This is a genomic window from Arthrobacter sp. NPDC057009, assembly GCF_042673905.1.
In the GTDB taxonomy this organism is placed as follows: Bacteria; Actinomycetota; Actinomycetes; order Actinomycetales; family Micrococcaceae; genus Arthrobacter.
Map to the genome: position 1 here is coordinate 1 of NZ_JBHUSB010000014.1, position 19338 is coordinate 19338.

Consider the following 19338-nt stretch of genomic DNA (forward strand, 5'->3'; position numbering starts at 1 on the left):
CGACTGGCTCCATGCCTACAATCACCACCGAGCCCACACCGCCCTCAAAGGTCAGACACCGGTCAGCCGCGTCACCAACCTCTCAGGTCAATACACCTAGATTGGAGTTTTTGTACAGCTGTCGCGGCTTCGGGGGCGTCCAACCCGCGATATCTGTACAAAAACTCCAGCACGGACACCCGTCGAGAGGAGCGCAGGATGGCCAGGCTGGTTGCTGAGATGACGATGTCCCTGGACTGCTTCATCGCCCTCCCGGACGACTCCGTCAACGGCCTCTTCGACTGGTACAGCAGCGGCCCGGTGGAGGTCCCCACTGCCAGGCCGGACATGACCTGGCACGTGACTGAAACCAGCGCCTTGCACCTCCGGCGCACCATGACCACGGCCGGCGCCATGCTGGTGGGCCGCCGGATCTTCGACCTGACGCACGGCTGGGACGGCCGGCACCCCATCGACTGCCCCATCGTGGTGCTCAGCCATTCCGTCCCGGACGGCTGGCCGCGCGACGGCATCCCCTACACGTTCGTCACCACCGGATTCGCGGATGCGGTGCGGGCCGCGACCGCACTGGCCGGGGACAAGGACGTGGCCCTGGCAGGGCCGGACATCATCCGGCAGGCGATCGACGCCGGTCTCGTGGAGGAGATCCGGGTGAACCTGGCGCCGTGGATCCTTGGCCAGGGCATCCGGTTTTTCGACAACCTCGCGGCGGCCCCGGTGAAGCTCGAGCAGACCGCGGTGATCCAGGGCGACGCCGTGACCCACCTGTACTACAAGGTCCTCCCCCGCATCTGACCTGCTTAGCCTGGAGTGTTAGTGGGCGACGCGCGGCGCTATGGCGACCCCGGCGGCGGCGATCACCGCGGTCAGCACGAAGACGCCGGTGAAGGAGGCCGCCGTCGTCGTAAATGCCGTGAACACGATCCCTGTTGCGGCAAGCGCGAGGGCGCCCCCGAGCGAATCGGAAATCGACATCGCGGAACTGTTGAAGCCCTCGGTGTCCGGCGTGGAAAGGGCAAGGGTCATCACGCTCAGCCGCGGATAGGCAAGCCCCATCCCACCGCCGGCGAGGACCCAGCCGGCAATCACGACGGCGGCCGGCCAGCCAAGCGCGGTGGTCACCAGCGCCAGGCCGATCGCCAGCAGCACCATCACCGAACCGATCCGCACGGCGACCGGGCTGCCAAGCCTCCCGCCCAGCCGGCTCTGCACGGCCGACGCAGCGGCCCAGGCGAGGGCTCCGCCGGTCAGGGTGAGGCCGGCGAAGGTGGGCGAGAAGGCGTAGCGCTCCACGAGCAGGTACGGCAGGTAGACCTCGGCGCCGAAGAAACCGGCCGCAACCAGTCCCCGGATCAGGATCACGCTCGGCAGCCCCCGCCGGGCGGTGAGGGTTCCGCGGGGCACCAGCGGCCGGACGGCCAGCAATGCAATCACGACGGCGGCGCCCGCCAAAAGCGGTCCGGCCACCGGAAGTCCGGAGGACAGGTTCAGGCCCAGGACCGCCAGCGCGGCCAGTGCCGCCCAGGCCAGCCGGGCAGGTGCCCAGGGCAGCCGGGCAGGTGCCCAGGGCGCCGGGGCACCTGCCGGATCCGGACCGCCGTCGTTCCCTTCCGCGGTACCGTCCGCCGAACCGTTCCCGTCCGCCGAACCGTTCCCGTTCGCGTTGCCGGACCGCACGCCCCGCAGCGCAGGAAACAGCATGGCCAGAGCGGGCAGCACCAGCACGACGACGCCGAGGAACACCCAGTGCCAGCTCGCCAGCTGGGCCACGAGCCCGGCGGCGAACGGCCCCACGAGCGACGGGATCACCCACGCGGCGGAGAAGGCCGCGAAGATCTTCGGGTGCAGGACGGCCGGATAAACCCGGGCCACCACCACGTACAGGGCCACCGTCATGGCGCCGCCGCCCAGCCCCTGCACCAGCCGGCCGGCCACCACCGCCCACATGGTTCCTGCAGTGCCCGCCACCAGCAGGCCCAGCGCGAAGACCGCCACGGAAGCGAACAGCGGGCCGACGGGTCCGCGCCGGTCGGACCAGTTCCCCGCGCCCACCATGCCGATCACGCCGGTGGCCAGCGGACCCGCGAAGGCGAGCGCGTAGAGGCCGGCCCCGCCGAGCTCCCGGCTCACGACGGGCATGACGGTGGTGACGGCGAGGGACTCGAACGCGGCCAGAAACACCAGGGCGCAGGCGCCCACCGTCACCAGCAGGTAGGGCCGCTGCAGGATCCCCGTGCCGGACGGGGCGGGCCGGGGCGGGGCGGATTCATGCATGTCAGCCCACCAGCTCCGGCGCAGCGGCGGGTACAGCCACGACGTCACCGCTCGCCGTCGAATCGGGGTTCAGCATCCAGCCCACCCGTTTGACGGTCCTCAGCATGACCACGCTCTCCGCCAGTTCGATGCCCGGGATGCGCTGCTGGAGGGCCAGCTCCGCGGTCATGACGTCGGCGAGGGACTGCAGCCACATGATGATGACGAAGTTGGTGCGCCCCGTGGTGGAGGCGCTCAGCCGCACATTCCGGAAGCTGCGGAGCTCCTCGGCCGCGGCCTCGTGCTGGCCCGGCGGGACATTGGCGAACCAGTGGCAGGTCACCGGGAAGCCCGAGTACCTTTGCGCAATCTCGCAGCGGAAAGAGAGCATGCCGCTGGCGAGCACCCTGTTCAGCTGGCGCTGCACGGTGGCCGGGTGGCGGTCCAGTGCCCTTGCAATGTCGGCGGCCGTCGCCCGGCCGTCCTTCGACAGGAAGGGCAGGATCGCCAGATGGCTGGCGGGCAACGGCTCCCGCACCGCCGCCGAGGGTGCCGACGCCGCTGCCTCGGGACCGGCGAGCGCCCGGAGCGCCTGGAGCTGGCTGCGGTTGAGCACATTGATGCGCCAGGCGTAGGCGCCGGTGTGCAGCCGCGTGGCCAGCGAGGTCTGGTATTTCACCAGCCCTTCGATGGCGTGCAGCTTCGACGCCACGGCGGTGAAGTGCTGCAGGGAGCCGGTGATGACTGTCAGCATCAGGTCCCGGTTGCTCGCGGCCTCCTCCACGGTGACGATCTCCGGCACTGCAGCCAGCGCCTGGGTGACCTCAGCCCGGCGGTGCAGCTCGCACTCGACGTCAACGAAGGCGAGGCACATCTTCTGCGGATCCCCCATCGGGTGGGCCGTGACCCAGGCCGCGCCGGCTGCCGTCAGCCTTTCCCACCGTGCCGCGAGCGTGGTGGCGTGCACGCCTAGCACCTCCGCGGCGTCCGCCCAGCTCAGCCGCGGTGCGATCTGCAGCGCGTTGACCAGCGCGAGGTCCTCCTCCGTGACGTCCAGCGCTCCTACCCCCTATGACGATCGTGCACGAATCCTGCATACAAGGCCGGGCTTTTGCATTTTTCCAGCTCTTCAGCCGGATGTGAACCAGGCCACTCCAGAATAGACCCACAACCTGACCACCAACGAGGAGAGCACGTGCCGATCGCCGAAGACGCCCGCCAGATGCAGGAAGACCTTGCCCGGTTCCGCCACGACTTGCACCGGGAACCCGAGATCGGGCTGCAGCTGCCGCGGACCCAGGAAAAAGTGCTGAAGGCCCTGGAGGGCCTGCCGTACGAAATCACCCTGGGCAAGGAAACGACGTCGGTCACCGCCGTTCTGCGCGGCGGGGCGTACGACGGCGGAACTCCCGGCGGGACTGCCGGCGCGGCACCCGCCGTGCTACCGCCTGCCGTCCTGCTGAGGGCGGACATGGACGCGCTGCCCGTCCAGGAGAAGACGGGCGTCGGCTACACCTCCACCATCGACGGCGCCATGCACGCCTGCGGCCACGACCTGCACACCGCCATGCTCGCCGGCGCTGCCACCCTCCTTGCCGAGCGGCGGCACCGGCTGCCCGGCGACGTCGTCCTGATGTTCCAGCCCGGCGAGGAAGGCTGCGACGGCGCCAGCTACATGATCCGCGAAGGCGTCCTCGATGCCCCCGGCCGGCGGGTGGACGCGGCCTACGGAATGCACGTGTTCTCCTCCCTCGAACCGCACGGAACGTTCTGCACCAAGCCCGGCGTGATGCTCAGCGCCTCGGACGGCCTGGTGGTCACGGTCCTCGGCGCCGGCGGCCACGGCTCCGCCCCGCATTCAGCCAAGGATCCTGTGACGGCCGCAGCGGAGATGGTCACCGCCCTGCAGGTGATGGTCACGCGCCAGTTCAACATGTTCGATCCCGTGGTCCTCTCCGTCGGCGTGCTTCAGGCGGGAACCAAACGCAATGTCATCCCGGAGACGGCACGCATCGAGGCCACCATCCGGACGTTCTCCGAGGAGAACCGGCAGCGCATGATGGACGCCGTTCCGCGGCTGCTCAAGGGCATCGCGGCAGCACACGGCCTCGAGGTGGACGTGGACTACCAGCAGGAGTACCCCCTCACCGTCACCGACCAGGACGAAACCCATACCGCGGAAAAGGTCATCGGCGAGATGTTCGGCGATTCCAGGCTCTCGCGCTGGGCCACGCCGCTCAGCGGCTCCGAGGACTTCTCCCGGGTCCTGGCCGAAGTGCCCGGCACGTTCATCGGGCTGAGCGCCGTCCCCCAGGGCGCGGACCACGCCACCTCTCCGTTCAACCACTCGCCGTACGCCACGTTCGACGACGGCGTGCTGGCGGACGGTGCCGCGCTCTACGCGGAACTCGCCATTACCCGCCTGGAAGCACTGGCCGCCGCCCCCGCTTCCGTCCCGGCTCTTTAACCCGCCCAATCCAGGGAGACACAACCATGACCGCCACCATCAACGCCCGGCACGAGGGCAAGGTCTCGACCCGCAGGACCATCGTCGGTACCGGCATCGGAAACGCCGTCGAATGGTACGACTGGGCCATCTACGCGACTTTCACGCCGTTCATCGCCAGCCAGCTGTTCAGCAAGTCCGACCCCGCCTCAGCCGTGCTGTCCACGCTGGCGATCTTCGCCGTCGGCTTCGTTGCCCGCCCCTTCGGCGGCTTCCTGTTCGGCTGGATCGGCGACCGGGTGGGACGCAAGGCGTCCATGACGCTCGCCGTCGGACTGGCGTCCCTGGGCAGCCTCATGATCGGCATCGCCCCCACGTTCGCCAGCGTCGGGGCATGGGCCTCGCTCATGCTGCTGGTGGCCCGGCTGGTCCAGGGCCTGGCGCACGGCGGCGAGCTGCCGTCGTCGCAAACGTATCTTTCGGAGATGGCGCCCCGGGAGCACCGCGGCTTCTGGGCCACCCTGATCTACACGTCCGGCACTGTCGGCATCCTCTTCGGCACGCTGCTGGGGGCGGTGCTGAACATGGCCCTGACCACCGAGGTCATGAACGCCTGGGGCTGGCGCATCCCGTTCCTGCTGGGAGCCGCAATGGGGCTGTACGCCCTCATCATGCGCTCCCGGCTGCACGAGACGGACGCCTTCGAGGGCGAGACCGCCGGGGAGAAGCGGGCACCGATCTGGCCGCAGATTGTCCGGCACCGCAAGCAGGCCGGCCAGGTGATCGGCCTGACCGTGGGCCTGACGGTGATCTACTACATCTGGGGCGTGGTGGCGCCGAGCTACGCGACGACCGCCCTGAAGATCGACCGCGGCGAGGCACTCTGGGCCGGCGTCATCGGGAACATCGTGTTCATCGCCGCGCTTCCGGTCTGGGGCAAGCTGTCCGACCGGATCGGCCGCAAGAAGGTGCTGTGGGCCGGCGCGATCGGTTCCGCCGTGATGCATTTCCCGATGACCTGGCTGCTGAAGGATTCTGCGTGGCAGCTGGCCGTGACCATGTCCGTGATGCTCATCTTCATCGCCGCGAGCGCCGCCATCGTTCCTGCCGTCTACGCCGAACTGTTCCCCACCAGCATCCGCACCGTCGGCGTGGGCGTGCCCTATTCGATCTGCGTGGCAGTGTTCGGCGGCACCGCCCCGTACCTGCAGCAGTGGCTGGGCACCACCCTCCAGATGCCCCAGCTGTTCAACGTCTACGCGGTGGTGCTGCTGGCCGTCAGTGTGGCCTTCATCTTCACCATCCCCGAGACCAAGGGCAAGGACCTGGCGCACTGACCACCCAACTGACTCGCAGTTGTTGTCGTTTTCGAGGCTCATAACGACAACAACTGCGAGCTACTTGGGTCAGCCGCCGATGAACCTGTTCCGCCCCGCCCGGTAGCCGAACACCGCAGCCAGGAGGCCCACAACGAGGAACAGGAGCCCCGCCGCCGCAAAGGATCCCGTTACCTGGTGCAGCTGGCCCACCAGCAGCGTTCCCGTGGAGCCGAGCCCGTAGCCCACCCCCTGCATCATGCCGGAGAGGTGGGCTGCGGTGTGCCCGTCGCGGGTGCGGAGCATGATCATCGTCAGGGCGACGGCGGTGAGGCTTCCCTGGCCCAGCCCGAGCAGGCCGGTCCATATCCAAACGAGCTCGAGCGGGCCGAAGATGCTCAGGGCAAAGCCGCCGCCGGTCATGAGCGCCACCACCGTGTTGATCGCCCGCTGGTCGCGGAACCGGGCCGCGAGGGCCGGCGCGAACAGCGAGCCCAGCATCTGCAGCACGATGGACACCGACACCATCAGCCCTGCTGTCCCGCCGTCCACCCCGCGCTCGCGCAGGATCGGCGCCAGCCAGGCAAAGACGCTGAACGACATCATGGCCTGCAGCACCATGAAGATCGTGACCTGCCAGGCCACCGCCGAACGCCACACGTTAACGCCCTCCCGCACGGCTGTGTGCTGGCCGTGCCGCTGCCGTGCGGCAACCGGCAGGAAAAGCAAGAGCACGACGGCGGCCGGTACAGCCCAGAACCACAGCGCGGCTGTCCAGTGTCCGGCGGCGGTGAAAACGGGGTAGGTGAAGCCGGCGCCCAGGGCGGCCGAGGCGCAGATGGCCGTGGTGTACAGGCCGCCCATCAGGCCGAGCCGGTGCGGAAAGTCGCGCTTCACCAGCCCGGGCAGCAGGACGTTGCACAGCGCGATCGCGGCCCCGCACGCGGCCGTCCCGGCGAACAGCGCCGGCAGGTGCCCGGCGCCCGGGATCTCGGCGGGCCGTAGGAGCAGGCCGGCCGTCAGGACCGCCATGGCGCCCAGCAGCACCCGTTCCGCGCCGAACCGGCGGGCCAAAACCGGCGCCAGCGGCGCAAACACGCCGAGCAGGGTGACCGGCACCGTGGTCAGCACCACCACCGCCCAGCCCGGCAGGCCGGCGTCGGACGTCACCTCGGGAAGGACGGCCGAAAAGCTGGAGAATACAGTTCTGAGGTTCAGCCCGATCAGCACGAGGCACAGGCCCAGGTAGGCCAGGGTCCGGCGGCTGCCCACGCGGGTGGGTTCAGCCGCGGGAACCTCGTCCGCCTCTGCATCAACGAGCGTGTCCGCAACGGCGCCTGCACTGGCTGCAGAGTGTTGCGGCGGGGTATTTCTCTTGCGTGGATTCCGGGTGTCGGTCACCCGCCCATTCTTGCAGTCGCGCAGCCTGAGGCCCGGCCCCGACCCCGGCGGCACTTCCAACTGCTGAAGTTATCCACATACGGGCTTAGCGCGGTATCCCGTCTGCCGGCAGGCCAATAGTCTGGTCGGACCGCAGCCAATCCGGGCGACAGCCGTGCCGGGGCCAGCCCGGCCCGATCCAGGAGGGGAACCATGAGCATTCCACAGGCACAGGAGCCCGGCGGGCCCTCACCTGGACATGGTCCTGGTCACCGGCGCCTTGGCGATTCCGGGATGGGAGTGGCCAGCCTGTCGTGTGGCGCACTGATTCTGCCCAGCATGATGATGATGGTGTTCCCGGCGGCGTTCGTCTCCTTGTTCACGCGCCCGGACCGTGGAAGAAGCGGCAGGGAATGGGTCGCAAGCACCGTCCTCTTCGGCCCGCCGGTGTCGTTCACTCTGTTCTCCCTGCTTTTCGGTCTCCTCGCTCTGATGGGGACACGTCGAGGTTCCACGGGGTACAGGACCGGCACTATCGGACTGACAGTGACGGCCGTGATGGCCGTCTTCGTGCTTGTGCCGTCGCTCCAGCGTGGCTACTAGCCAATGGACACGACTGCATGTCGATGCCCGCACCGTCCTGTTTCGCCCGCCCTGGAGCCAGCTGACTCGCTAACTCCACTGTCTCGCTAACTCCATTGTTGAGGCGGCCGGTGTTCTTCGGGACCGCCTGCACCGGCGTTAGCGAGCCCAGAGCGGCCACAGCTTCTCGGCCCGGCGCCGCACCTGGGAGTACGGCACATCCGCGCTTTTGGCCTGCTCGAAGATGCTCAGTCCCAGCACGGACGTGGCGAGCGCGCGGACCGTGTGGAACCGATTTTCGAACAGGCTTCGTTCGCTGATCCAGGACACAGCATCAGCTTCCGGCTTCCACCTTGCCGTGTATTCTGCCGCCGCCCCCGGCAAGGAGCCAGGTGAACTGCCTGCATCCCGGATGCACTCGTCGAGAACCATGGCTGACTCCATGGCCCCGTTCACGCCCTGTCCGATCGGAGGATACGGCGCGGCTGCGTCCCCGATCAGGACCGCTTTCCCGCCGTGAAGTTGGGAACAGCTCAGGCTGCGGCCGATGTGGTAGCACGTCCTGTCCGCAAAAGCCGCTACCTGCTCCTCACCGGTGAACTCGAGAACCCGCGGGCACCGGTCCTGCAGGAACTTCCGGGCTTCCTCCGCGCCGGAAAAGCCGATCCGCTCCTTGGTGCCGATGGCGCAGAACCATTTGGCCGAGTCCTGCCCGTCCTCTCCCCTGATCGCACCGGCCACACAGAACGGCCGGGTCGACAGTCCGTGAAGATAATTCCGGTCCAGCCGTTCACCGACATTGTCGAGCTCAATCATCGTGCAGTAGTTGGGAAAGGACTTGGAGGTGACCGTGAACCCCGGTATCGCCGACTGCAGGGCCGCGCGAACAGTGGACCCGGCACCGTCCGCACCGACAAGCAGGTCGAAACTCCGGGTTTTCGATTCCCCGGACCGCTGCAGGGATCTCACCGACCCCGTAACCGGATCGACGCTTTCCACGTTGGTTTCGAACTCCATTGCCGCCCTGTCCCGGTACCTGGACAGCACCGCCATGAGGGCCCTGAGAATGTCGCCCCGCGATCCGGTCCACCCCGGCAAGGTCCACTCCTCCGTTCCGCGTCCGGGGATCTTGAGCCCCCTAAACCGGAACATCCGGCGGTCGAATTCGGTCACGGCATCGATATGGCGGAGTGCCTTGAGCCCGTGCCCCGAGATGTCGATGGTGTAGGAACGGTCCGGATTGAAGCGCGGTGCAATGTCCGGAGGGAGGTCGCGTTCGATGATCGTGGCGGACAGCCCGCGGCGGGCAAGGGCAATGGCGAGTACCAGCCCCGCCGGTCCCGCCCCGAGGATGGCTATGGTTCCGGGGGAATTCACGGGTTCGGGGAGGAATGCAGATGGTTCCATAGCGTTTCCTGAGCTGTGTAGTCATGCGTTCATCCGCCGCCGCGGCGGAAAAATGTCCCGAAGGAAAAGGGAAACTCAAAGGCGTCTTCGCTCGGCATCCGGTGGAATAGCATCACTGTACGCCCGCCAGCAGCGGGCGGAAACCGGAAACCGGCCCTGCGGACCGCCGGTATTCTGGAAGGGATGAGCGAAACTCCCGAAACCCCGCAGCCGCCGGCAAATCCAAACCAGCCACGGCCCGTCACGCCCGGAAGCCAGGCGTCCTACGGAACCTACGGCGGGCGGCCGGTCAGCTTCGTCCGCCGCGGAACCCGGCTGCAGGGGCGCCGCCAGGCCGCGTGGGAGGAGCACTCCGGGCGCTGGGCCATCGACGTGCCCCGCCACGTGGCCAACACGTCGGTCCACCCCGACTACTCGTTCGATGCCGAAGCCGAATTCGGGCGCCAGGCACCGCTGATCGTCGAGATCGGGTCGGGCCTGGGTGAAGCCGTCTGCCATGCCGCGGAAGAGAACCCGGACAAGAACTTCCTCGCCGTCGAGGTCTACACGCCGGGCCTGGCCAACACCATGATCAAGATCAACAGCCGTGGCCTGACGAACGTGCGTGTGGTGGAGGCCAACGCCCCGGAGGTCCTGGCCACCATGCTGCCGCCCGGCTCCGTCAGCGAACTTTGGGTGTTTTTCCCGGACCCCTGGCACAAGTCCAGGCATCACAAGCGCCGCCTGATCCAGCCCGAGTTCGCAGAGCTCGCGGCGAAGGCGCTGAAGCCGGGCGGCCTCTGGCGCATCGCCACGGACTGGTCCAATTACGCCGTGCACGTCCGCGATGTCCTTGCCGGGTCAGATGCGTTCGAAAACCTGCACGGCGGCGAGCGCAGCGGTGCCGAGAGTCCCCTCACGCGGGTGTGGCAGACCGGCGTCGAAACGCTCGTGGGGGGCGCCCCGGTCAAGGAGGGCCGGGCGCCTGTGAGCACCGAACACACGGGACCCAACGAAGGCGTCGACGAACAGGGCGGCTGGGCTCCGCGCTTCGAGGGCCGGATCCGGACCAGCTTTGAAAACAAGGCGCACGAAGCCGGCCGGATGATTTTCGACCTCTGCTACCGCCGGATCTAGCCGAACCTGCGGCGCGTTCCTGCAGCACGTTCCTGCAGCGCGAACGTACAGTTGTGGCCCCCGGCGTACACCAGGATCCGGCGTGGCAGCACCGGCTGGAGTGTCCTGTCCAGGGCTCTGTTCCCCGGTGCCACACCGTGGCACGATAAGCGTGTGGCGGAGTGCCACAGCAGTTGCACGGATGCAGAGCAACTGTACGGTGTGCCGGCCCAAAGGAATGATCATCAAACGGGAACTGAGAAGCGCAGCCGGCAAAGCCGAGGACGTCACGAACTCCAGGCCGCTCGAAATGCTGGCGCGGGGCGGCTATGCCGCGAGCGGTGTACTGCACGTGCTGGTCGGCCTCATCGCCTTCGGGCTCGCCAGGGGCGCGGGCGGCCAGGCCGATGTCAGCGGCGCTGTCGCCGAACTTGCCACCCAGCCCGCCGGCCCTTTGCTCCTGTGGTGCAGCTTCGCCGGCTGTGTGGCTCTGGCCCTGTGGCAGACCGGCGACGCAATTTTCGACTTCGAACACCTGCCGGCCAAGCACAAGGCCGGCAAGAAACTGAAGGCCGCCGCGCAGGCGGTGGTTTATGCCGGCCTGGCCGTCACGCTGGCCGCCTTCGCGCGGGGTGCCGGCAAGGACAACCGCGAGTCGGCCAGCGACATGACGGTCAACCTCATGAAGGCGCCCGGCGGCGTCCTGCTTCTGGTGCTGATCGGGGCGGCCGTGGCCATCGTCGGGATCGTCTATGTGGTCCGCGGGTTCAGGAAGTCCTTCGAAAAGCACATCAATCTGCCGCCTTCCCCGAACGGGCGCAAAGCCATCACCGCCCTGGGCGTGGCGGGATACGTGGCCAAGGGTGTTGCGCTGTTCGTGACGGGCCTGCTGGTGGTTATCGCGACGGTCACCGCCCGTCCCGAGCAGTCGACAGGCCTCGACGGCGGCCTTCATGCCCTGCGCGAACAGCCCTACGGGGTCTACGTGCTGGCCGCGGTGGGCGCGGGCCTCATCTGCTACGGGGTCTTCACGGTGGTGCGGGCGCGGCTCGCCAAAATGTGAGAGCCAGCCCGGGTCAGCTGCCCGGGACCGGGATGACGGCAATCGTCTGCTGCCGGTCGTTCCGCACCTCGACGCTGGCGATGCTCGTGTACTGCAGCGGCGTGGCGCTGGTCACCCGGACCCTGCCGCTCGGCGTCGCCATCCAGGCACACGCCCGGTCCTCGCCCCCGGCACGGTCCTTCACCCACAGTGACAGCCGTCCGTTCTGGGGCAGGCTCCGACCGTCGACGGCCAGTTCGGTGCCCCAGGTTTTCTTGACCATTCCCACTGTGACCTGCAGGCCGGTGTCGGCCTTGACCGAGTAGCTCGCATCGGGTTTGTCTGCGGGATCAAAGAGCGGCGCCGCCGCAAATCCCAAGGCCAGGCAGGCCGCTGCCACCACCCCCACAAGTGCCGTCAGCCGCCGTCGGGAATTACGACGGCGGCCCGCCAGTTCGTCGAGGACCGGCTGGGGGACGGGGGCCAGGTCGTGTGACGCGGGATCTGTGCCGGGACGGCGCGGCGCCGGAACGGCGAGCGCCACGGCATCCGGGACTGGCAGGGCATCCAGCAGGGCCGGCAGGGATTCCAGGTCGGACAGTTCGCTGCGGCACGTGCCGCACTGCTTGAGGTGCTCCTCGAAGCGCAGCCGGTCGGCGTCGTCAAGCCCGCCCAGCAGGTATGCCCCCAGCAGCTCATGGACTTCCTTGCCGTTCACCGTTCCACACCCATTTCATCGAGTATTGTCCGCAGGGCCTTCACCGCGTAGAAGGCCCTGGATTTCACCGTTCCGCTCGGAATGTTCAACTGGACCGCCGCCTCGCCCACCGTGAACCGCCGGTAGTGCAGTGCCACCAGCACGTCGCGGTGCTCCGAACTCAGCCGCAGCAGCGCCTCCTCCATCAACACCTTGTTCAGGAGATCGTCCACCCGCCCGGCGGCTTCCTCCGCGTCGGCGAGGTCGCGGTCCTCCGCTTCCAGCGGCCGGCGCTGGGCCTTCCGGTAGTTATCGATCATGATGTTCCGGGCCGTCCGGAACAGGTAGCTGCGCATGCTGCCCGTAACTTTGGGCGCGTGCTGCCAGACCCGAAGAACTGTTTCCTGGACGATGTCGTCGGCCAAGTGCGGGTCCCTGGAGGCGCTGAGCACAAACCGGCGGAGCGCCGTTCCATGCTCACGGTAGATCGCCGTGACAAAATCCTCATCCAGCGGCACCTGAGGCCTCCCTGCAGTGACCTGATGAAGCCGTTCCGGGCGGGCCGGCTTTCCTGGCAAATACGACGTCGGAGGCTGGCGATAGGTTCACTTCCGGCCGGCGTCGGATCTTTTGAACCATTCTTCACCTTTGTGCGTCATTCCAAATAGCGCCGGTCTCCCAGTCTGCCGGCCCGAGCCAAGGAGCAGCACATGAACAAGCAACTGAGCGTTGGCCTCGCAGTTTTGGCCCTTGCCGCCTCACTCACAGCCTGCGGCGGCGGAACCGGCACAACCACCACCACAACTGCCGCAGCACCGCCGGCCACTGAATCACCAACGGCAACGACCACTGAAACCACGACGGCAACCGCCAGTGAAACGGCCATGGTGGACCTGAAGGTTGCATCCTCCAGCAAGGGGGACATCGTGGTGGACGGCAAGGGCATGAGCGTCTACTACTTCACCAAGGACGTGAAGGATTCAGGCAAGAGCAACTGCACGGGCGACTGCCTCGTGGCGTGGCCTCCGGTGATTTCCGCAACTGACACCCCCAAGGTTGAGGGCGTGACGGGAACGGTGGGCACCATTGATACGCCTGACGGGAAGAAGCAGGTGACGGTCAACGGCATGCCCGTCTACCTGTGGGAGAAGGACAAGGCTCCCGGTGACGTGACAGGCCAGGGCGTGGGCAACGTCTGGTACCTCGTGGCACCTGACGGGGAGATGATCAAGTAAACCTCCAGGTACGGGCCCGGCGCCTCTCCACGGGGCGCCGGCACTACCATCGGAGCATGGCGAATCCATACGATCTGACAGCAACGGCCGGAACCTGGAAGTCCATGGTGGACAGCAACCAGGCACTGCTGCTGCGGAAGTCAGGACATGACGTCCATTGGTGGGCGGAGCAGGGACGCTCCGCCGGGGTGAAGAACGACGCCGAGCTGCGCGACTGGATGCGCGGCGAGCACGGGATCACAGGCTACGCCCAGTACGCCGTGTCCTGGGAGATGTTCGGCTACCCCGATTTCATGCTGCGGGACGCCGACGAACTCCTTGATGGCCAGTACAGGGACCACCCGAACCTGCGGCCCATCGCCAACACCCTCCTGGCATGGGCCGCAGCCCATCCGGGCGTGGACATCCAGATGCGCAAAGGCTACGTGTCGTTGCACAGCAGCCGCCGGAAGTTCGCGCAGGTGACCCGCGCGAACAATACGGCAGTGGATGTGACCCTCCGCCTTGAGGCGCCCGTGGGGGAGCGCCTCAAGGCGGTCAGAGTCCGCGAGGGCGACGTCTTCGACCGGAAGGTCCGGCTCACCTCGGAGGACCAGGTGGACCAGGAAATGCTGGACTTCCTCGAGACGGCGCTCGGGCAAAACAGCTGACGCCGCCGGTCGAGCCGGCACCGGGAAATACCGGCTGCGCCGCCCTCCGCTATGCCTCCACGAGGTCCCCGTCCAGCTCTTCGAACTCGACGGCGGCCACTATTTCCTTGGTGTCCGGGTTCAGCATGAAAGCCTCGTCGTCGTCCTCGATCATCAGGAAGTCGCCGTGGTCGGTGCTGAAGCGCCAGGCGAGCACCGTCTCGCCGTTGTGGTCGTAATTCGGGTCGCCCATGGTGATTTTTTGCAGCTCATACCCGGCGATGTCGCACAGCTCGCGGATGATGACCTCGAATTCCGGGGCGTTCTCCAGAGCCTCCTCTTCGGCCTCGGCGCGCCGCTCTTCGAGATCCGGCAGCGCCGCCACGCGCTTGGCGATGTGGGCGGTGAGCTCGTCGTCGTTCAGGACCAGCAGGCCTTCCTGCCCGCGCAGCCACGCCGCATTGAGCGCCACAATGTCCTCCGTTTCAAGGAGCGATTCGAATTCGGCGTCGAGGTCCTCCATGGCCTGCACGCGTTCCGGCAGCACGCCATCCTCATCAGATTCACCGCCGTCAGGCACGCCGTCCAGGTAGATGTCCGTCTCCTCCTCCGACAGGGAGTCGAAGGCGTCCACGGTGCGGTCGAAGAGGTCAACGTGTCCGGCGGCACCCATGCTTTCCAGGCCCTCACGGATGTACGCGTCCAACTCCTCACGGTCCGGAGCGGTGAAGACATACTGTGCAAAGCCGCCACCGAGTGACTGGGTCAGGTAAAAGTCCACAAAATAGCTGCGCAGGGCGTTGGGGGCGATCTCACCCGCACCTAGCAGCTCCTGGTACATGGTGTTCACCACGGCAACATTCGAATCAACTGTCTCTGCATCGCTGCCGCTGTGGCCGCCTGCGGCGCCTTCGACGGTCAGGACAACGGGGTATTCGTTGGAAGTCATGGGAAATCCTTACTGCAGAAGCCGGTGGTGCTCGGGACCCCTTCAACGTATGTGCCGCCGGCAGCCCGGAGGTTTAGGGCGAAGTGAACGTCAGGCGAAGTTTGCGCCTCATTGTTAGGGGCACCATCAGGACTCCGGCAGGACCGCCACAAGAGAGCCCGACGGCGGGCGGCGGCAAATTTGAGAGCCCCCTCCGCCGGACTAAGATGGATCAGATAACCTGCAGATTCTCGACCTGCCGAAAGTAGCGCGCACCCCATGCCTTCCCAACCGGACGACAGTGCGGCACTGGCAATCCAAACCCCCGCGATCAACGACCGCTCCCTCGCGGCCGGGCTCGCCTATGCCATGGGCGGCCGCGTTTCGGGAATCTCGTTCGACGCCGGCACCGGCCTGATGCTGGGCAAGGTCCGGGGCGGTGCCGAGGTGCCGTATTCCACCACCGCCAAACTCGTCCGGAAGGGGGGCGGCTGGAGCTGCACGGTGGGCGTCTGCAGCTGCCCTGTCCGCAAGGACTGCAAACACGTGGCCGCGCTGCTGTTCGCCGCCGAGGACAACCCGGCTGTCAGGGTGCAGCTGCTGTCCCCCGCCGACGTGTCAAGGGTGTCGCGAGAACAGTCGGTCCCGGCACTCTCGGACTGGGAGCAGGCGCTCAGCCCCCTGATCTCGCAGGCGGGCCCTGCCCAGCCAAGCGGCGGCACCCCGCTTGCCCTGCAGTTCGAGGTGGAGGAACCCGCCCCGCACTTCTCCTACACAGGCCGCCGGGACCCGCTCCGCAGCGTCCGCCAGCTCAAGGCCCGCCCGGTGATCATGGGCGCCAAGGGAAAGTGGATCCGTGGCGATGTCTCGTGGAACACCCTGAGCTACCTGGGCTTCAAGCGCGAGTGCAACCAGGCGCACGTGGAGTGGATGCAAACCTTCCTCGCCGCGCACACCTCCGGCGCAAACCGGACGTATTCGTCGTCGTCCGCCCCTTGGCTGGGGCTGAACACCTTCGCGGGAAAGAATCTGTGGAGCCTGCTGGAGGAAGCCCGGCAGATCGGCGTCGCGCTGGTGCACAGCCGCGGCCAGGAGCCGGTCAAGGTGGCGGCGGAGCTGGCGGCGGTGGGCCTGAACCTGGGCCGCTACGGCAGTGATGCCCAGGAAGGGGGCCTGGAGCTCGCTTCTACGATTACCGTCGACGGCGCCGAGGTTGATCCGGCGTCGGTGGGAACCATCGGGCGCCCGGCGCACGGCATCTTCCTCACCTCAGGCGGGGACTCGCTGCCGGGGGTCGCCGCGGACGAGGTGATCACGCTTGCCCCGCTGGAAAGCGGGTTGAGCGAGGAGCTGCTGGCCTTCGTCACCGCGGGCAGCACGCTGCACATCCCGGCACGGGACGAGGGGCGCTTCCTCACCGGCTTCTACCCCAAGCTCAAGCAGACCGCGCGCGTGACGGCGGCGGACGAATCCGTCGAGCTGCCCGAACTCGCCATCCCGACGCTGTCGCTGCTGGCCAACTACGGCACCGACCACCGGGTGCGCCTGCACTGGGAGTGGCACTACAAGTCGGGCAACATCGTCACTGCCCAGCCACTCTGGCGCCACCCCGGCGACCACGGCTACCGGGACGATCCGGCCGAGGCCCGCATCCTGGAGGCGGTGGGCCAGCCCTGGGACGTGGTGCCCAAGCTGGCCGAGTCCGCCACGGGCGGCTGGGGCACGCCGCGCCTCGCGGCCACGGCGGAGCTGAGCGGGCTGGACACGCTGGCCTTCACGGAGGAGGTCCTCCCCAAGCTGAAGGCCACGCCCGGCGTTGACGTCGATACCTCCGGCGACATTGCGGACTACCGGGAGGCCGGGGAGGCGCCGGTGGTGGCGATCTCCACGAAGGCCACCGACCAGCGCGACTGGTTCGACCTTGGCATCGTGATCACCCTCGAGGGCCAGCCGGTCTCCTTCGCGGCCCTCTTCTCCGCCCTCGCCGCCGGCCAGACGCGGATGCTGCTGCCCAGCGGCGCGTACTTCTCACTCGACCTTCCGGAGCTGCACCAGCTGCGGGCCCTGATCGATGAGGCGCGTAGTCTGCAGGACAACAAGGACGCGCCGCTGCAGATCAGCCGCTTCCAGGCCGGCCTGTGGGACGAGCTTGCCCAGCTGGGGATCGTGGACGAGCAGGCGGCTGCCTGGCGCGCGGCGGTGGGCGGACTGCTGGAGGACGGCGTCCAGGGCCTGCCGCTGCCGGCGACGCTCAACGCCGAGCTCCGCCCGTACCAGCTGGAGGGCTACAACTGGCTGAGCTTCCTGTACCGCCACCGCCTCGGCGGCGTGCTCGCTGACGACATGGGCCTGGGAAAGACGGTCCAGGCGCTGGCCCTGATGTGCGCGGCCAAGGAGCACGCCGCGTCCTCCACTGAAGCCAAGACGGCGGACGCGAAAACGGCGGACGCCACAACACTGAATCCCAAACAGGACGACGGCGGCACGCCCTTTTTGGTGGTGGCCCCCACCAGCGTCGTGGGCAACTGGGAGGCCGAGGCCGCCCGCTTCGCGCCCGGCCTGACTGTCCGCGCCGTCGGCGAGACGTTTGCCAAGAGCGGCGCGGACCCCGCCGAAGCCCTGGCCGGGGCCGACGTCGTCATCACGTCCTACGCGCTGTTCCGGATCGACTACGAGTCCTACGCGGGGCGCCAGTGGGCCGGGCTGGTGCTGGACGAGGCCCAGTTCGTGAAGAACCACCAGTCCAAGGCCTACCAGTGCGCCCGGAAGCTTCCGGCGGCATTCAAGCTGGCCATCACCGGCACGCCGCTGGAGAACAACCTCATGGAGTTCTGGGCGCTGACCTCCATCGTCGCGCCGGGGCTGTTCGCGAGTCCTTCGCGGTTCGCCGAGTACTACCAGAGGCCGGTGGAGAAAAACGGCGACAAGGCGCAACTGGACAAGCTCCGCCGTCGGGTCCGTCCGCTCATGATGCGCCGCACCAAGGAACAGGTCATCAAGGACCTGCCGCCCAAGCAGGAGCAGGTGCTGGAGGTGGTGCTCAACCCGCGGCACCAGAAGGTCTACCAGACACACCTGCAGCGCGAGCGGCAGAAGATCCTGGGCCTGATCGAGGACGTGAACAAGAACCGGTTCACCATCTTCCAGTCGCTCACGCTGCTGCGCCAGCTCAGCCTGGACGCCTCGCTCGTGGACGAGTCGCTGTCCGGCGTGCGGTCCAGCAAGCTGGACGTGCTGTTCGAGCAGCTGGAGGACCTCGTGGCGGAGGGCCACCGTGCGCTCATTTTCAGCCAGTTCACCGGCTTCCTGGGCAAGGTCCGCGAGCGCCTCACCGAGGAGAACATCGAGTTCTGCTATCTCGACGGCGGCACCCGGAACCGTTCCGACGTCGTCAATGAGTTCAAGAACGGCACGGCCCCGGTGTTCCTGATCAGCCTCAAGGCCGGCGGCTTCGGCCTCAACCTGACCGAGGCGGACTACGTGTTCCTGCTCGACCCCTGGTGGAACCCGGCGTCGGAGGCCCAGGCCGTGGACCGCACGCACCGCATCGGCCAGGCCAGGAACGTCATGGTGTACCGGCTGGTGGCCAAGGACACCATCGAGGAAAAGGTCATGGCCCTGAAGGCCAAGAAGTCACAGCTGTTCGCCGATGTGATGGAGGGCGATGCCCTCTCCAGCGGCACACTCACGGCCGAGGACCTGGCAGGGCTCTTCAACGACTGAGTAGCCCGGGAGGCGGCTGCGGCTGAGCCCATTACCGGACTGGCAGGCCCTCCCGCATTGCGGCGGCCTGCATCGCGGTGGCCGTGGCAGGCCGCAGCCCAAAGGCCATCCGTTTGCTGAACCAGCGCCCCAGCGCCTTGCCCTTGCCCTTCCACCAACTGTCCTCGTCGGTGTCGGTCCGCCACCGGTAGATCAGGACCACCAGCACAAACATGCCGGCCGTGACGTTCGGCCAGACGCCGGAGGCAGCGTCGAGCAGCGCCCTGACGGCGGTGGCCAGAATCGCCAGCGGTGCCAGTGTGCGGAAGACGGTGTTGGCCAGGTATCTTCTGCGCGAGCGTTGCACGTACAGCAGGCGCACCATGTCCGAACAGGCGCACACCACCACCACGGCCTGCCCCAGCGTGAGCAGGATGGATCCCGGCAGGGTTCCCGCGAAGCCCGCTGCCGCCGCCAGCCCGGAATTCATGGCCTGCACCGTTCCATGTTCGTTTCCTCCGTCGTTGCGCTGTTCCCCGCTACCCTGTCTGTACCCCGGCGGGTGTCAGACCATTCAACGCGCGCCCCTGCAACCAAGTCACGGGGGTCGGCTACCCGTCTTTGCC

At 67.5% G+C, this 19338-nt stretch carries 17 protein-coding genes; 9 read left to right on the plus strand and 8 right to left on the minus strand.

Features of this window, described 5'->3' with window-relative positions:
- The first annotated feature begins 198 nt into the window (after positions 1 to 198).
- Positions 199 to 795 carry a dihydrofolate reductase family protein gene (locus ACFTR6_RS14875; RefSeq protein WP_377958459.1) on the plus strand — a complete coding sequence of 199 codons (597 nt, stop codon included), beginning with the start codon at positions 199 to 201 and terminating at the stop codon, positions 793 to 795.
- An 18-nt stretch (positions 796 to 813) separates the two neighbouring features.
- On the opposite strand, the gene ACFTR6_RS14880 is transcribed toward ACFTR6_RS14875, so the two are convergent.
- On the minus strand, positions 814 to 2274 hold the full coding sequence (locus ACFTR6_RS14880; RefSeq protein WP_377958460.1) for an MFS transporter: 1461 nt from the start codon (positions 2272 to 2274) through the stop codon (positions 814 to 816).
- Position 2275: 1 nt separating this feature from the next.
- Positions 2276 to 3310 carry an Lrp/AsnC family transcriptional regulator gene (locus ACFTR6_RS14885; protein ID WP_076799821.1) on the minus strand — a complete coding sequence of 345 codons (1035 nt, stop codon included), beginning with the start codon at positions 3308 to 3310 and terminating at the stop codon, positions 2276 to 2278.
- A gap of 138 nt (positions 3311 to 3448) precedes the next feature.
- Between ACFTR6_RS14885 and ACFTR6_RS14890 the strand changes: the two genes are divergently transcribed.
- Both ACFTR6_RS14890 and ACFTR6_RS14895 read left to right on the plus strand, forming a co-directional pair.
- Complete coding sequence (locus ACFTR6_RS14890) at positions 3449 to 4720, plus strand: M20 family metallopeptidase (protein ID WP_087871701.1); 1272 nt, start codon at positions 3449 to 3451, stop codon at positions 4718 to 4720.
- A gap of 26 nt (positions 4721 to 4746) precedes the next feature.
- On the plus strand, positions 4747 to 6036 hold the full coding sequence (locus ACFTR6_RS14895) for an MFS transporter (RefSeq protein ID WP_076799817.1): 1290 nt from the start codon (positions 4747 to 4749) through the stop codon (positions 6034 to 6036).
- Between the two features lie 69 nt (positions 6037 to 6105).
- On the opposite strand, the gene ACFTR6_RS14900 is transcribed toward ACFTR6_RS14895, so the two are convergent.
- Positions 6106 to 7416, minus strand: coding sequence for an MFS transporter (locus tag ACFTR6_RS14900; RefSeq protein ID WP_377958461.1), 1311 nt, complete (start codon positions 7414 to 7416; stop codon positions 6106 to 6108).
- 318 nt (positions 7417 to 7734) lie between these two features.
- On the opposite strand from ACFTR6_RS14900, the gene ACFTR6_RS14905 reads away from it, so the two are divergent.
- Positions 7735 to 7998: a hypothetical protein gene (locus tag ACFTR6_RS14905; protein WP_377958462.1), complete on the plus strand. Its 264-nt coding sequence runs from the start codon at positions 7735 to 7737 to the stop codon at positions 7996 to 7998.
- A 138-nt stretch (positions 7999 to 8136) separates the two neighbouring features.
- On the opposite strand, the gene ACFTR6_RS14910 is transcribed toward ACFTR6_RS14905, so the two are convergent.
- Positions 8137 to 9384, minus strand: a complete 1248-nt coding sequence (locus tag ACFTR6_RS14910; protein WP_377958463.1) for an FAD-dependent oxidoreductase — start codon at positions 9382 to 9384, stop codon at positions 8137 to 8139.
- Between the two features lie 183 nt (positions 9385 to 9567).
- Here ACFTR6_RS14910 and trmB point away from each other — a divergent pair, with 183 nt between their 5' ends.
- Together trmB and ACFTR6_RS14920 are read left to right on the plus strand one after the other, a co-directional pair.
- The gene (gene trmB, locus ACFTR6_RS14915; protein ID WP_377958464.1) at positions 9568 to 10500 is read left to right on the plus strand and encodes a tRNA (guanosine(46)-N7)-methyltransferase TrmB; all 933 of its coding nucleotides are present in this window, start codon (positions 9568 to 9570) and stop codon (positions 10498 to 10500) included.
- A 217-nt stretch (positions 10501 to 10717) separates the two neighbouring features.
- Positions 10718 to 11542 carry a DUF1206 domain-containing protein gene (locus tag ACFTR6_RS14920; RefSeq protein ID WP_253250249.1) on the plus strand — a complete coding sequence of 275 codons (825 nt, stop codon included), beginning with the start codon at positions 10718 to 10720 and terminating at the stop codon, positions 11540 to 11542.
- A 13-nt stretch (positions 11543 to 11555) separates the two neighbouring features.
- On the opposite strand, the gene ACFTR6_RS14925 is transcribed toward ACFTR6_RS14920, so the two are convergent.
- Positions 11556 to 12239, minus strand: a complete 684-nt coding sequence (locus ACFTR6_RS14925) for an anti-sigma factor family protein (RefSeq protein ID WP_377958465.1) — start codon at positions 12237 to 12239, stop codon at positions 11556 to 11558.
- Positions 12236 to 12736: a sigma-70 family RNA polymerase sigma factor gene (locus tag ACFTR6_RS14930; RefSeq protein ID WP_377958466.1), complete on the minus strand. Its 501-nt coding sequence runs from the start codon at positions 12734 to 12736 to the stop codon at positions 12236 to 12238. Before ACFTR6_RS14930 ends, ACFTR6_RS14925 begins: the two co-directional genes overlap by 4 nt.
- A gap of 192 nt (positions 12737 to 12928) precedes the next feature.
- On the opposite strand from ACFTR6_RS14930, the gene ACFTR6_RS14935 reads away from it, so the two are divergent.
- Positions 12929 to 13453: a hypothetical protein gene (locus ACFTR6_RS14935; protein ID WP_377958467.1), complete on the plus strand. Its 525-nt coding sequence runs from the start codon at positions 12929 to 12931 to the stop codon at positions 13451 to 13453.
- 56 nt (positions 13454 to 13509) lie between these two features.
- Entirely contained in the window at positions 13510 to 14103 is a 594-nt protein-coding gene (locus ACFTR6_RS14940; RefSeq protein ID WP_377958468.1) for a DUF5655 domain-containing protein, read from the plus strand.
- Positions 14104 to 14152: 49 nt separating this feature from the next.
- On the opposite strand, the gene ACFTR6_RS14945 is transcribed toward ACFTR6_RS14940, so the two are convergent.
- Positions 14153 to 15031 carry a hypothetical protein gene (locus tag ACFTR6_RS14945; protein WP_076799801.1) on the minus strand — a complete coding sequence of 293 codons (879 nt, stop codon included), beginning with the start codon at positions 15029 to 15031 and terminating at the stop codon, positions 14153 to 14155.
- 258 nt (positions 15032 to 15289) lie between these two features.
- Here ACFTR6_RS14945 and ACFTR6_RS14950 point away from each other — a divergent pair, with 258 nt between their 5' ends.
- Positions 15290 to 18733: an SNF2-related protein gene (locus ACFTR6_RS14950; protein WP_377958469.1), complete on the plus strand. Its 3444-nt coding sequence runs from the start codon at positions 15290 to 15292 to the stop codon at positions 18731 to 18733.
- Positions 18734 to 18764: 31 nt separating this feature from the next.
- Here ACFTR6_RS14950 and ACFTR6_RS14955 read toward each other — a convergent pair whose 3' ends face one another.
- Positions 18765 to 19202 (minus strand): hypothetical protein, encoded by a 438-nt coding sequence (locus ACFTR6_RS14955; protein WP_087871940.1) that lies wholly within the window; start codon positions 19200 to 19202, stop codon positions 18765 to 18767.
- Positions 19203 to 19338 lie beyond the last annotated feature (136 nt).